This window comes from Nonomuraea sp. NPDC001831 (genome assembly GCF_042892035.1).
GTDB lineage: Bacteria > Actinomycetota > Actinomycetes > Streptosporangiales > Streptosporangiaceae > Nonomuraea.
In genome coordinates, this window is sequence record NZ_JBIATU010000012.1 from 217,151 (window position 1) to 231,197 (window position 14,047).

Here is a 14,047-nt window from a genome sequence, read left to right on the forward strand (position 1 = left end):
TTCATATCTGGTCATGAGGTGGGGGCGCATGGAGGAAAGGGCCGACCGGATCCTCGACGCCGCCGGCGAGCTGCTCCTGCGTCACGGCTACCGCAGGGTCACCGTCGACGACATCGCGGCCCGTGCCGGGGTGGGCAAGGGCACCATCTACCTGCACTGGCGGACCAAGAACGAGCTGTTCGAGGCGCTGCTGCTGCGGGAGTCCATCGAGGTCGTGGAGGAGTTCGCGGCGCTGCTGCGGCGCGACCCCGCCCAGGTGCTGCCGCACCGGTTCTCGCGGGCGGCCTTCGTCTCCATGAGCCGCCGGCCGCTGTTGCGGGCGTTGTTCACCACCGACATCGAGCTGCTGGGCAAACTGGCCAAGCACCCGCTGCGCAGCCACGACCTCCTCGCGGCCGAGCGCTTCCAGCGGGTGGCCGACCGGTACGGCCTGCTCAGGCCCGACATGCCACACCCCCGGTACACGCTGAGCGCCGCGTCCACGGGTTTCTACCTGCTCGACGGCATCGACACCGTCGGGACGGAGCTGAGCGTCGAGGAGCAGGCGGACGCGCTCGCCTTCACCGTGCGCCACGCCTTCGAGCCCGCCGTGCAGCCGTCCGCCGAGGTTCTGGCGGCAGCGGCGGCGGAGTACGTCGCAATTCTCGAGGAACTGATCCCGCCCTACCGAAAGTGGATCTACGACTAAGGAGAGGCGATGTCCGACATCGTCGAACGGTACAACATCTCCAAGCAGCACTTCTGGCTGCACGGGCCGCGATCGGGCCCGTCCGTCGAGTACGACGCCGCCGCCGGGATGTACAACGTCTACGGCTACCAGGAAGTGCACGACGTGCTCGCCGACCCCGGCACGTTCTCCTCCGACACCACGCGGCTGATCCCCAAGGGGCTGCTGCCGGAGGGCGAGGACTTCTCGCTGGCGGGGTTCATCACCCAGATCGACCCGCCGGAGCACGGCAAGCTGCGCAAGCTGGTCAGCAGCGCGTTCACCCGCAAGGTCGTCGCGGACCTCGAACCGCGGATCGCCGAGCTCACCCACGAGCTGCTCGACGCGGCCGACGGGCGCGACCGCCTGGAGCTGGTGGGCGACCTGGCCTACCCGCTCCCCGTCATCGTCATCGCCGAGCTGCTGGGGGTGCCGAGCAGCGACCGGGCCCTGTTCAGGCAGTGGGCCGACGGGCTGTTCCAGCGCGACGCCAAGGTCTCGCTCGCCGAGCCGGTGGAGGACCAGAGCGCGAACGTGGCGAAGACCCTCAAACCATGGCGGGAGATGACGCAGTACCTCGCCGGGCACGCCGCGGAGCGCCGCGCGCGGCCCCGCGCCGACCTGCTCACCAAGCTGGTCGAGGCCGAGGTGGACGGCGAGCGCCTGCCCGAAGAGCAGGTCGTCAACTTCGCGATACTGCTGCTGCTGGCCGGGCACATCACCACGACGATGCTGCTCGGCAACACGGTCGTGTGCCTGGACGCCTTCCCCGGGCAGCAGGACAAGGTGCGGGCCGACCGCTCCACCGTGCCGGCCGTGATCGAGGAGTCGTTGCGGCTGTTCACCCCGTTCGCCGGGCTGGCCCGGTCGACCACCCGCGAGGTCGAGCTGGGCGGGGTGACGATCCCGGCCGACAAGATGGTCATGCTCTGGCTCGGCGCGGCCAACCGGGACCCCCGGCAGTTCCCCGACCCCGACGTCTTCGACGCCGGCCGCGATCCCAACCCGCATCTCGCCTTCGGCCGCGGCATCCACTTCTGCCTGGGCGCCCCCCTGGCCCGGCTGGAAGGGCGGGTGGCGCTGAACATCCTGCTCGACCGGGTCGGCGTCCTGCGCACCGATCCCGGCGACCCGGTGGTCTTCATGCCCACGCCGACCATGACGGGGGTGAACCGGCTTCCGCTCGTGCGGTGACCCGCCGCCGCGCGGGGGCCGGTTCCCGCCCTCGTCAAGCGCGGGTCCAGGACGCGGCAAACTGCCGCGCGTCGCCGTGGGCGTCCCGTCCCGTGGGGGCCAAGGTGGCTTGTTCACCTTCGTCGCACCACAAGAGGGGACGATCCTGGCTATGAGCGGCAAGCAGCGGAAGCTGGAGCTGAGCGTGCCGCAGATCGTGGGAAGCGCCCTGGCCGCGGTCACCGCCGCGGTCGCGGCCTCCTACCTCGGGACGGCGGGGACGGTGATCGGCGCCGCGATGATGAGCGTGGCCAGCACCGTCATCGCCGACGTCTACACGCATTACCTCAAGCGCACGGGCGACAGGGTGAAGCGGCGCACGGCGGTCGCCCTGCGCGGGCGCAGGCCGCGCTGGGCCAGGGTGGGCGGGGCCGCGGCCCTGGTGTTCACCGTCAGCATGGGCAGCATCGTGATCTACGAGATCATCGCGGACCGCACGGTGGCCGACCAGGTCGCCGGACGGGCCCCGGGCGAGGCCGGCAGGGCCCCCGGCCGCAAGGACCGCCGGGACGGGCGGGCGGCCGGCGAGCCGCGGCACGAACGTCCGGCGACCCGGCCGCCGAGCCCGACGCCGTCCCCCGGTCCGTCCACCGGCCCGGCCGCGACGCCCACGCCGTCCGCGACGGTCACGGTCACGCCGACGCCCACGCCGGGCGGGACGGGCTCGTCCGGCCCCTCCCCCACGGCCACGCCGGACGCCACCCCCTCGGAGCCCGCCCCCACCGCCCTGCCCTCGCCGACCGAGAGGGACCTGGGCGAGCCGGCCGACCCGAACTTCGGCGACCTGCTCTTCCGCTGACCCGCCTGTCAGGCGCACGTCCGGCGGGCGGTGCGTCGAGAAGTGGATCCCAAGTGGCTTCCAAGTAGCCGTTCCTAGGCTTGCCGGGACTTGAGTGGAGAGGCAGGTGAGCCATGGGGGTGGCGGGTGACGGTTCCGGGCGGGGGCGCCGGCCATGACCGATCCGTACGGCAGGACGCGCCCTGCCCCGCGCCACGCCGCGCCCCCCGCGCGGGACGGACAGGGCATCTACCGGGAGGAGGCGCTGCGGCACCGGGCGATGTCGCGGGTCACCCGGATGCCGCCGGTGATCAGCACCCCGTCGTTCCTCGCGCTGTGGCTGCTGGTGGCCGTGCTCCTCGCCACCGGCCTGCTGCTGACCATGGCCGCGGTCGAGGCGGTCGCCTGATGTTGCGCCGCCTGCCCGTACTGCTCCAGAACACCGACACCGAGTGCGGCGCGGCCTGCCTGGCCATGGTGCTGTGCCACCACGGGCAGCGCACCACGCTGCACCAGGTCGCCGAGCGCCTCCAGATCGGCCGCGACGGCCTGAGCGCCAAGGCGATCGTGGACGGCGCCCGCGACCACGGACTCAAGGCCCGCGCCTTCTCCCTGGCCCCCGAGGACCTGGCCCGCGTGCCGCTCCCCGCCGTCGCGCACTGGGAGTTCAACCACTTCATCGTGGTCGAACGCTGGTCCCCCGACCGCGTGGACGTCGTCGACCCCGGGCACGGCCGCCGCAGGCTGACGCCGGAGGAGTTCGGGGCCGGGTTCACCGGCGTGCTGCTGGTGTTCGAGCCCGGCGAGGGGTTCCGGCGCGGCACGACGTCGGCGGCGGGGGCCTGGCGCAGGGAGTTCGTCCGGACGCTGTTCCGGCGGCGCAGGGGGCTGCTCGCGCAGCTCATCGCGGCCTCGTTGCTGCTGCAGGTGCTCGGGCTCGCGCTGCCGATGTTCTCGCAGCTCCTCCTGGACTCCATCGTGCCCAGGCGGGCGGTGGACGTGCTGTCCCTGCTGGGCGTCTCCGTGCTGCTCGCGGGGGCGGCCCAGCTGGTGATCGGGTACCTGCGGGCGGCGCTGCTCGTCGCCGTACGGGCCCGTGCCGACCAGGAGCTCACCGAGAGCCTGGTCAGCCATCTGGTGACGCTGCCGTACCGGTACTTCCAGCAGCGCGGCAAGGGCGACCTGGTGACCAGGGCAGGCAGCGTCTCGACGCTCGGCGACATCCTCACCGGGCAGGTCGTGGCGGCGCTGCTGGACGGCCCGCTGGCCGTGGGCTACCTGGTGCTGGTCTACCTGTGGGACCCGGTGTTCGGGCTGGCGCTGACCGGGCTGGCCGTGCTGCAGACGGTCCTGCTGCTGGCCACGACCAGCCGGATCGCCACGCTCACCCGGCAGGAGCTGACGGCGCTGTCGGCGTCCCAGACCAGCCTGATCCAGACGATCACCGGCATCGAGACGCTGAAGGCGTCGGGCGCCGAGAAGCGGGCCGTGGACCAGTGGTCGTCCCACTTCGCCAGGCAGCTCAACGCGGACGTGCGGGCCGGACTGACCAGGGGGCTGCTGGAGTCGGCGCTGGCCGCGATCCGGGTGACGGCGCCGCTCGGGCTGCTGTGGCTGGGCGCCTGGCGGGTGCTCGACGGACAGCTCACGGTGGGCGCGCTGGTGGCGCTGAACGCCATCGCGCTCGGCGCGCTGACCCCGCTCGGCTCGCTGATGACCGGGCTGCAGAGCCTCCAGCAGGCGGGCGCGCACTTCGACCGGCTCTCCGACATCCTGGCCTCGGAGCCGGAGCCGAGCAACGGCATCGAGGTGCTGCGGCTACGGGGCGCGGTCGAGCTGCGCGGGGTGAGCTTCCGGCACGACCCGCGCGCCCCCTGGACCGTGCGCGACGTCTCGGTCTCCATCCGTCCCGGTCAGAAGGTCGCGCTGGTGGGCGCGTCCGGCTCGGGCAAGAGCACGCTGGCCCGGCTGCTGCTCGCGCTGCACACGCCCGTGCTCGGCGAGATCCGTTACGACGGCGTCCCGGCCGCCGAGCTGAACCTGCGCACGCTGCGCCGCCAGTTCGGGGTGGTCACCCAGGACCCGTCCCTGTTCAGCGGCTCGATCAGGGAGAACATCGCGCTGAACGAGCCGGGCGCGTCCCTGGAGCGGGTGGTCGCCGCGGCCCGCCTGGCGGCGCTGCACGACGAGATCATGGACATGCCCATGGGGTACGAGACGATGCTCACCGACGGCGGCGGCCTGTCGGGCGGGCAGCGGCAGCGGCTCGCCCTGGCCCGCGCCGTCCTGTCGCGCCCGAAGGTGCTGCTGCTCGACGAGGCCACCAGCAACCTCGACAGCGCCACGGAGGCGGCCATCGAGGCGAACCTGAGCCGGCTCGTCCAGACCCGGATCGTGATCGCCCACCGGCTCAGCACGGTCAGGGACGCCGACCTGATCCTCGTGATCGACGCGGGCCGGGTGGTGCAACGCGGCACCCACGACGAGCTGACGGCCATGGGCGGCAGGTACGCCGAGCTGGTCGCCGCCCAGGCCGTGCTCTCCTGACCCGTCACGACAGCCGGACGGTCACCGTCACCGAAGCGCCCTCCAGCGCGGCCGTCGGCCCGAAGGCGAGCCTCAGCCGGTCCCCCGTCGCCGCCCCCGCGAGCAGCGGGTGCCCGCGCAGCACGCCGGCGACCGGCCGGTCCCAGGTCACGGTCACCCCGTCCAGGTCGCGGCGGGGGTCGGCGACGGTCACGGTGGCCGTGCCCGCGGCGTCCTCCCTGACCAGGACGGCGCAGGGCCCGGAGGCGGCGAGCGGGCCGGCGGCGCCCTCGTTCCAGAAGGCGGCCGCGGTGACGCCCAGCGCGTCCACCCGGACGGCCTGCCGCCGCGCGGTGTTGGCGAGCACGCGGGCCCACCCGGGATCGGCGGCCCTGGCGGCCGTGCGCGCGCGGCTCGCGCCCGGCAGCAGCAGGTAGACGTAGTCCGCCTGGTCCGGGTCGAGGCCGTGGTCGAGCCAGAGCGTGACGTAGTCGCGGTCGCCACGCCGTTCGCGCAGGGTGCGCAGGCCGTCCGGCACGACGTAGCCGCCGTGGCCGTCGAGGTGCGCCCATCCCGCCCGGAGATCCGCGGTCAGCGGGGCGGCGGTCCTGCGGTTGTCCACGATCGTCTCGACCGGCACGCCGTCCGCGCCGCTGATCCCCGCGCCGAGGCAGACCACCGCGTCGTCGAGGAAGAACCACGACTTGAACGCCTCCATCGTGCTGTCGAGGCCGTTCAGGTGCTGGCCGACGACGGCGTACGTGCCGTCCGTGGCGCCGCCGACCCAGCGGCCGGGCGGGCAGGTGTCGCCCCAGGCCGGGCCCGCGCCGTCGGGCAGCCGCCGGGTCGAGACGGTCGTGCCGGGCAGCCGGTAGGGGTCGACGGTCGTCCAGAACGAGTCGGAGTACTGGTCGGCGTGGCCGTCGGCCCACCAGTAGAGCATGCCGGAGCCGGTGTGCCAGCCGCGCAGGTTCTCGCCGTTGCCGTGCTCGTAGTGGCCGATCGTGGCGGAGGCCATGCTGAGCGCGGCGCACCAGCCCGGCCTGCGGTGCACGGCCCGCGCGCTCATCGGGAACAACCGGTGGCCGGCGGGCTCCGGGGCGGCGGGCACGGCGTCGTCGGCCAGGACGGCGGTCAGGCGGGCGTGGAAAGGCGGGTCGGCCACGGCCCCCATGGGCCGGCACGTCTGCCGTACCGCCCAGCCCTTGACCATCGCCTGCCAGCGGACCCGGTCGGCGGCCGGGGCCACCTCGCCGAGCAGCAGGATCGCGGCGGCCAGCTCGCGGCCCCTGTCGTGGTCGCCGAACGGCTTCCTGGCGATCCCCCTGCCGCGCACCAGGTCCATGCAGAACCCGTCGTGCACGAACGGCGCGAACGACCGCTCCACCATGGCGAACACGGTCGGGTCCACGACCTCCCACGGCGTGCCGCGCAGCACCGCGAACAGCGTCGCCAGCCCGGTGAGCAGCGTCACCCCGTAGGCGCCCTGGTAGGGCACGGTCGAGTGCTGGACGAACGACCCGTCCCGGTAGAAGCCATCGCCCTCGGAGACCACGCGGAACACCGGGGCGAGCGCCGAGACCGCCAGCGCCGCCTTGCCGGGGTCGGCCCTGAGCATGGCGCGCAGCAACATCACCACGCACAGGTCCACCCGGTTGGCGGCGGTGCTGGTGCCGCTGTAGTCGCCGAGGCGGCTCTCGGGCACGAAGTGGTCGACCGCGTCCCGCAACGCGGCGCTGCGCCGCTCGTCCAGGTGCGGCCCGACCAGCACGGCCGCGTCGAGCAGCGCCCTCGGCACGCCGATCTCCCAGTGCCACCAGTTGCCCGCCGGGTCGGCGCCGGCGGCGTACACGTGGCGGCGGTAGTGGTCGATCCCGGCGGCGACGGCGGCGGCCAGGGTCGCGTCGCCGGTCAGCCCCGTCCCCGGCAGCGCGTACGCGCGGGCCATGGCCAGCAGCCGCCCCGGCGTCGCGGCGAACGACGGGAACGGCTGGTCCGCCCAGAGCGACGTGCCCGTGTACGCCATGGCCGCGCGGTGCCGGGCCGCCCGCCGCCCGGTCCCGGCCAGCCACGTCCGGTACGGCTCCGCCCCCGCGTCGAACCCCGCCCCGAGCGTCACCTCGCGCCACCGGCGGCGCAGCCCGACGAAGGAGTCGTCGGGCGTGTGGGCGGGCTCGGACCGGGCGAGCGCCCCCGCCATGGCGGCCGCGGCGACCGCGCCCGCCTGGAGGAGGAGTCGCCTGGACGGCCGGTGCACGCCTCGATTATGACCCCGGCACCCCGCCGGGGGCCGTGGGTGGGTCAGACCTCCAGCAGGGTCTTGCCGTTCACCGCGCGCGCCTCGATCGCCGCGTGCGCCTCGGCCGCCTGCTCCAGCGGGAACGTGCGCCCGACGACCGCCTTGAGCCGTCCGGCCGCCGCCTCGGCGAGCGCGTGCACGGTCCGCTCGTTGCCGTCCTGGCCCAGGGCGAACAGTTGCTCCAGGCCGAGCACGGTGACGCCCCGGCGCTCGGCCTCGGCCGGATCGACGGTCGTGGCGCTGCCGCTGGACGCGCCGTGCACGGAGAACCGCCCGCCGCGCGCGGTCACCTCGAACGCCTGGCGGCCGAGTTCGCCGCCCACGCCGTCGAAGACCACGTCGGGCCCGCGCCCGCCGGTCGCGTCGAGGACCTCCTGGGTCCAGCCTGGACGCGAGTAGTCGACGGCGGCCTCGGCGCCGAGCCCGGCGACCACCGCCAGCTTGGCCGCGCCGCCCGCCGCCCCGATCACCCGCGCGCCGGCCCCGCGCGCCAGTTGCACGAGCAGGCTGCCGAGCCCGCCGGCGGCGGCCTGGACGAGCACCCGTTCGCCGGGCCGGATCGCGGCGTTCGCGAACAGGCCCACGGCCGTGTTGCCGTCGATGAGCAGCGCCGTGGCGTCGGCCAGCGCGAGCCCGTCCGGCACCTCGATCAGGTCCGCGGCCCTGGCCACGACCAGTTCGGCGTTCCCGCCGCCGAAGCCCGGCGTACGGGCCACCACCCGCCGCCCCACCAGCCCGGCATCGACGTCATCGCCCACGGACAGCACGAGCCCGCCCACGCCCCCACCCGGCACGTACGGCGGCTCCGGCAGCGGCGGCCCCGGCGTGAACCCCCGCCTGAGCTGCGTCTCGATGAAATTGATCTCCGCGAATCCGACCTGCACCACGACCTCGCCCGGCCCGGCCACGGGGTCCGGGACGGTCCGCGTCTCCAGCACCTCGGGCCCGCCGAACCGCGTCACCTGCACCACTCTCATGACCACTCCTCATCCGCAACGCCTTCCACGACCAGCGTGCAACCTCAAGACGACTTGAGGTCAACTCGTCAGCCCGGCACCCGCCCGCTTGAGGTCAACTCGTCAGCCCGGCGCCCGCCCGCTTGATGGTCCTGATGATCGGCGCGGTCTCGATGTGCCGGATGGCGGGCAGCGCGCCCAGGCTGTCGGTGAGGTAGCGGTAGAAGGCGGTGTCGTCGCGGCACACCACGCTGGCCGCGAGGTTGGTCGGGCCCGTGGTCGCCCCGGCGAAGGCGACCTCCGGGTGCTCGGCCAGCGCCCGGCCGGTCGCGTCGAGGTCGGCGGGCGGCACCGACATCCACAGCTGGGCCTCGACCCGGTAGTCCAGCAGCTGGGGCAGCACGTCCATGTCGAAGAACAGGGCGCCGGCCGCGCAGAGCTGGTCCATCCGCCGCCGGACCGTGGACTCCGACCAGCCGGTCGCCGCCGCCAGGTCGGCGTGGCCGGTGCGGCCGTCGCGGGACAGCTCGGCCAGCAGCGCGTCGTCGCCGGGGCCGAGCGTCACGTGCTCGGCGGTGTCGCGGGGGCCGTACACGCGGCCGGCCCGCAGGTGGGCGACCTGGTCGGCGGAGAGCGCGGCGAGCCCGGCCCAGCCGATGCGGCCGCCGACGAACATGTGCAGGGTCCGGTGCGCCGACACCGCGAGCACCCGGTTGGTCCTGGCCAGCTTGGTCAGCAGCAGCGGCTCGCGTTCCCGGTCGAGGCGCTGGATGGCGCCGCAGGAGATCTCGGTGCCGCCGGACAGCAGGTGCACCCAGAAGGTGTCGGGCCGCCGTGCGAGCGCCTCGGCGATCGAGGCGCCGGCGTCGGGCGTGCAGCGCAACCGGATGGCCCACGACTGGTGGCCGAGCCGCTGCCGGTCCACCACGCCGACGACCCGGACCGCGCCGCTGGAGCGCAGCCGCCGGTAGCGGCGGGCCACCCGCTGGTCGGACACCCCCAGCACCTCGGCGATCCGGCTGAACGAGGCCCGCCCGTCCACCTGCAACGCGTGCAGCAGCCCGCGGTCGACCTCGTCGAGCGTGACGTTTTCCACCAGAGAAGGCTACAGAGCGCGGAAAACCGGCAGAACTGCTTCGACGGCTAGGGTTATCCCCCGTCCGGGCCGGATTCTTGCCGCCATGAACACGACATTGACCCGTACGAGCTGGTGGCCGCTGGCCGCCGCCTGCCTGGGCGCCTTCATGCTCCTGGTGGACGTGACCATCGTCATGGTGGCCCTGCCCGGCATCACCGCCGACCTGAAGATGTCCTTCACCGACGCCCAATGGCTCCTGGACGGCTACGCCCTGGCCCTGGCCGCGCTGCTGCTGGCGGCCGGCTCGGTCGCCGACCACGCCGGGCGGCGCAAGGTGTACCTGATCGCCCTGGGCGTGTTCGCGCTGGCCTCCCTGGCCTGCGGACTCGCGCCCACCGGGGGTCTGCTGCTGGCGGCCCGCGTGCTCCAGGGGGCGGGCGGCGCCGCCATGATGGCCACGACGCTGGCCCTGATCAGCGCCACGTACCACGGCCGGGAACGCGGCATCGCGTTCGGCGTGTGGGGCGGCGTGAACGGGGCCGCCGCGGCGCTCGCCCCCGTGCTCGGCGGGCTGCTCACCGAGCACCTGCACTGGCGGGCGGTCTTCCTGGTGAACCTGCCCATCAGCCTGGCCGCCGCCTGGATGACCTGGCGTGCGGTCGGCGAGTCCCGCCTGCCGGGCGGGGGCCGGCCGGACGTGGTCGGGATGGGCACGTTCACCCTGGCGGCGGGCGCGCTCACGTACGGGCTGATCGAGGCCGGGCCGCACGGCTGGACGTCGGCGCGCACGCTGGCGCCGCTCGCCGTGGCGGTGCTCGCGTTCGCCGCGTTCGTGCTGGTGGAGTCGCGCAGTGCGCATCCCATGGTGGACCTGCGGCTGTTCGCGGACAAGGCGTTCAGCGGGATCATGGCGGGGGCCGGGCTGCTCATGCCGGCCGCGTTCGCCTGCCTGGCCTTCACCTCGCTCTGGTTGCAGCAGGCCGGCGGGCTGGGGCTCGGGCCGGTCCAGGCGGGCCTGGCGCTGACGCCGATGGCCGGCACCTCGCTGGTCGTCTCGGTCGCCATCGCCCGCCTGCTCCCCCGGCTGACGGCGCGCGCCGCGGTCGGCGGCGGCCTGCTGCTGATCGCCGCGGGCGCGTTGTTGCAGGGCATGCTCGACGAGCACTCCACGTGGACGGCGCTCGCGCCGGGCCTGGTGGTGACCGGGATCGGCGTCGGCCTGGCCATCCCGGCCCTCAGCTCGGCCGCCATGGCGCACGTCCCGCCGCACCGGGCGGGGATGGCGGCGGGCGCGGTCAACACCGTCCGGCAGCTCGGGTACGCCCTCGGCGTCGCCGCCTTCGGCATCCTGTTCCAGGACGGCATGACCGGGCCGGGTTCGTTCCCTGCGGCGCTGAACGCCGTCTACCTGGCCGCGGCGGTCACCGGGCTGCTCGCCGGGCTGCTGGTGCTGGCCGCCGTCCGGCCCGCGCGGTCGGCGTGAGCGGGGCGGCGGCTCGCGGGCCGGCCAGGTGAGAGCGGATCCCCGGCCAGGTGAGAGCGGGATCCCCGGCCAGGTGAGAGCGGGATCCCCAGCTCGGTGAGAGCGGGATCCCCAGCTCGGTGAGAGCGGGATCCCCGGTCAGTGGACGCGGCTCCGGATCAGCCGGTCGAGCAGGCCGTGCACCTGGGCGGGTGACAGGGCGGCGCCCTCGCGCAGGCACTCGGCCAGCTCGGCGGCGGGCAGCGCGCCCCGGATCAGCGCCTCCCGCTCGGCGCCGTCGGCCGGGTCCAGCTCCGGCGGCGAGAAGCCGACCCGGGCCCCGACCGCCTCGACCGCGCCGAGCAGGCGGGCGCCGTCGCGCGGCAGCCCGCCCGCGGTGAGCACCCCGGCCAGCGTGTGCGCCATGACCAGCCAGGACGTGACGTCCTTGTCCTCGTCGAGCATGCGCAGGATCGGCAGCCCGGACGCCAGCGGCCGGTCGGTACGGCCGTTCAGCAGGTCGATCTTCATCAGCAGCCAGGTCGAGGAGGCGGTGACGAAGCGGTGTCCCGTCCTGGTGGCCACCTCGATCGACCGGGTCAGCCAGCCGGCCGCCTCGCCCGTCTCCCGGGCGAACACCAGCAGCATGCCGAGCACCATCAGCGCCTCGGCGTGCAGCCACTCCATGCCGGCCACCTCGGCCAGGTCGAGCGCGGCACGGGCGTCGGCCAGGGCGTTGGGCGCCCCGCACAGGCCGCCGAACAGCGCGCGGTAGGTGAGGGCGCGTCCCTCGGCGACCAGGTCGTCGGCCAGACGGGCCATCTCGGCCGCCTCCCTGGCCCGCCGGCTCGCGGCGACGAAGTCGCCGGCCAGGTAGTGCAGGCCGGCCATGCCGATCAGCGCCTGGGAGCGCACGCCGGGCTCGGCGTCGGGGTAGAGCTCCATGGCCGCCGACAGGCTGGCCAGCCCCTCGGCCACATGGCCCCTGCGGTACCAGAACCACGACAGCAGGCCGGTGAGCCGCAGCGCGTACCCGCCGTCCCCGGCCAGCATCGCCGAGGTGAACGCGGCCCGGTGCTCGGCCTGGTCGGCGAGGAGCACCTCCATCGCGGCGGGCGCCCCCTCGCCGCGGATCCTGGCGTCGGCGGCCTCGGCGCGGGCCAGCACCCAGGCACGATGCGCGGCCTGGGCCTCGGCCAGCTCGGCCGGGTCCTGCCGGGCGCGGGCGAACTCCTTGATCGTCTCCAGCAGCCGGTAGCGGCGCGGCGAGGTGCCGGGCTCGACGGAGACCAGCGACTTGCGCACCAGCGCGCCCAGGCCGCCCAGGACCGGCCGCCCGCACACCGCGGCCGCGGCGTCCAGGTCGAAGCCGGAGGCGAACGCGCCGAGCCGGTGGAACAGCTCGCGTTCGGCTGGTTCGAGCAGGTCGTAGCTCCACTCGACGGTACGGGCCAGCGTGCGGTGCCGTTGCGGGCCGGCGCCGTCGGTGAGCACGCTGAACCTGTCGTCCATCGAGGTGAGGATCTGCTCGACCGACAACATGCGGCACTGCCCGGCGGCCAGCTCGACCGCCAGGGGCAGCCCGTCGAGCCCCAGGCAGAGGCGTTCGGCGTTGGCCAGCTCGGCGGGCGTCGGCTGCCAGCCGGGCGCGGCGGCCCTGGCCCGGCTCAGGAACAGGTCGCGGGCGTCCGCCGTGGACAGCGGCGGCACGTCGTACAGGGCCTCGCCCGGCACGCCGAGCGTCTCGCGGCTGGTGGCCAGCACGCGCACGCCGCCCGTCCCGGCCAGCAGCTCGGACACCGTGTCGCGGACGGCCGCCACGAGGTGCTCGCAGTTGTCGATCACGAGCAGCGGGCTCCGGCCGCGCAGCGCGTACGCCAGGCGTTGCCCGGTGACCGGGCCGGTGAGCCCGAGCACCTGGGCGATGGCCCCGGCCACCAGCGAAGGGTCGGCCAGCCCGGCCAGCTCGACCAGCCAGGGCCCGTCGGCGTCGTCCCTGGCCCGTGCGGTCTCCAGCGCCAGCCGGGTCTTGCCGATGCCGCCCGGCCCGGTGAGCGTGACCAGCCGGTGCCCGTCCAGCAGCGCGGCCACCTGCTCGACCTCGGCCGCCCGGCCGACCAGCGCGGTCACGGGGAAGGGCAGGTTGCCGCCGCGTTCCGGCAGCGGCGCGGCGACGCCGGGGCGCAGCGCGTCGTCCTGGGCCAGCACCGCCGCCTCCAGCTCGCGCAGCCCCGGCCCCGGGTCGATGCCCAGCTCCTCGGCCAGCACGCGGCGGGCGGAGCGCAGCGCGGCCAGCGCGTCGCCCTGGCGGCCCGACCGGTACAGGGCCAGCACCAGCAGCTCCCAGCCGCGCTCGCTCATGGGCTGCTCGGCGGTGAGCTTCTCCAGCTCCGGCACGACGACCGCGTGCCGTCCGAGTGCGAGCTGCGCGGCGAACAGGCTCTCCCGCGCCGACAGGAACAGCCCCTGGAGCCGCGCGATCTCCGGCACGGCGAAGGCCGCGCCCGCGAACTCCCCGTACGGCTGCCCGCGCCACAGCTCCACGGCCTCGCTCAGCACGGCCAGCGCCGAGCTGTGGTCGCCCGACTCCAGCAGGAGCTGCCCTTCGGCGACCTTGCGGGCGAACCGCTCGGCGTCCACGGCGTCGGGCTCGACGCGCAGCGTGTAGCCGTTGCCGACGCGGGCCAGCACGCTCTCCGGCGACCGGCTGGTCCGGCCGGGTTCGAGGGCTTTGCGCAGCCTGGTGATGTAGGAGTGCAGGGTGGGCATCGAGGCGGGCTCGCCCTCGTCCCAGGCGGCGTCGAGCACGCGTTCGGCCGAGACCACCTGCCCGCGCGCCGCGACCAGCACGGCGAGCACCGCGCGCTGTCTCGGGCCGCCGAGCGCGACCTCCACCCCGTCGATCTCGGCCACGATGGGCCCCAGCACCTTGACGCGCAGCGCCACTTTCCACCTCGGTTCCGCGGCCCGGGCCGCCCCGGGTCAAGGAAGCTTAAATGAGGTTCGGCA

10 protein-coding genes are annotated in these 14,047 nt (G+C 74.7%); 6 read left to right on the forward strand and 4 right to left on the reverse strand.

Annotation, left to right across the window (positions count from 1 at the left end; all coding sequences use genetic code 11):
• Positions 1 to 28 precede the first annotated feature (28 nt).
• From ACFYYW_RS33410 to ACFYYW_RS33430, 5 genes are all read left to right on the forward strand, one after another.
• Positions 29 to 688: a TetR/AcrR family transcriptional regulator gene (locus ACFYYW_RS33410; protein WP_387654696.1), complete on the forward strand. Its 660-nt coding sequence runs from the start codon at positions 29 to 31 to the stop codon at positions 686 to 688.
• 9 nt (positions 689 to 697) lie between these two features.
• A complete protein-coding gene (locus ACFYYW_RS33415) occupies positions 698 to 1,900 on the forward strand; it encodes a cytochrome P450 (RefSeq protein ID WP_387654700.1) in 1,203 nt (400 codons plus the stop codon).
• Between the two features lie 151 nt (positions 1,901 to 2,051).
• Entirely contained in the window at positions 2,052 to 2,738 is a 687-nt protein-coding gene (locus ACFYYW_RS33420; RefSeq protein WP_387654703.1) for a hypothetical protein, read from the forward strand.
• A 154-nt stretch (positions 2,739 to 2,892) separates the two neighbouring features.
• Positions 2,893 to 3,126, forward strand: a complete 234-nt coding sequence (locus ACFYYW_RS33425; protein WP_352318497.1) for a hypothetical protein — start codon at positions 2,893 to 2,895, stop codon at positions 3,124 to 3,126.
• Complete coding sequence (locus tag ACFYYW_RS33430) at positions 3,126 to 5,264, forward strand: peptidase domain-containing ABC transporter (protein WP_387654707.1); 2,139 nt, start codon at positions 3,126 to 3,128, stop codon at positions 5,262 to 5,264. The genes ACFYYW_RS33425 and ACFYYW_RS33430 overlap by 1 nt, the downstream gene beginning before the upstream one ends.
• 4 nt (positions 5,265 to 5,268) lie before the next feature.
• Here ACFYYW_RS33430 and ACFYYW_RS33435 read toward each other — a convergent pair whose 3' ends face one another.
• The 3 genes from ACFYYW_RS33435 to ACFYYW_RS33445 form a co-directional block, all read right to left on the reverse strand.
• On the reverse strand, positions 5,269 to 7,500 hold the full coding sequence (locus ACFYYW_RS33435) for a polysaccharide lyase 8 family protein (protein ID WP_387654710.1): 2,232 nt from the start codon (positions 7,498 to 7,500) through the stop codon (positions 5,269 to 5,271).
• A 44-nt stretch (positions 7,501 to 7,544) separates the two neighbouring features.
• Positions 7,545 to 8,519, reverse strand: a complete 975-nt coding sequence (locus ACFYYW_RS33440; protein ID WP_387654713.1) for a zinc-binding dehydrogenase — start codon at positions 8,517 to 8,519, stop codon at positions 7,545 to 7,547.
• 94 nt (positions 8,520 to 8,613) lie between these two features.
• Positions 8,614 to 9,594, reverse strand: coding sequence for an Lrp/AsnC family transcriptional regulator (locus ACFYYW_RS33445; RefSeq protein ID WP_387654716.1), 981 nt, complete (start codon positions 9,592 to 9,594; stop codon positions 8,614 to 8,616).
• 85 nt (positions 9,595 to 9,679) lie between these two features.
• Here ACFYYW_RS33445 and ACFYYW_RS33450 point away from each other — a divergent pair, with 85 nt between their 5' ends.
• Complete coding sequence (locus ACFYYW_RS33450; RefSeq protein WP_387654718.1) at positions 9,680 to 11,059, forward strand: MFS transporter; 1,380 nt, start codon at positions 9,680 to 9,682, stop codon at positions 11,057 to 11,059.
• A gap of 138 nt (positions 11,060 to 11,197) precedes the next feature.
• On the opposite strand, the gene ACFYYW_RS33455 is transcribed toward ACFYYW_RS33450, so the two are convergent.
• Entirely contained in the window at positions 11,198 to 13,984 is a 2,787-nt protein-coding gene (locus ACFYYW_RS33455) for a BTAD domain-containing putative transcriptional regulator (RefSeq protein WP_387654721.1), read from the reverse strand.
• Positions 13,985 to 14,047 lie beyond the last annotated feature (63 nt).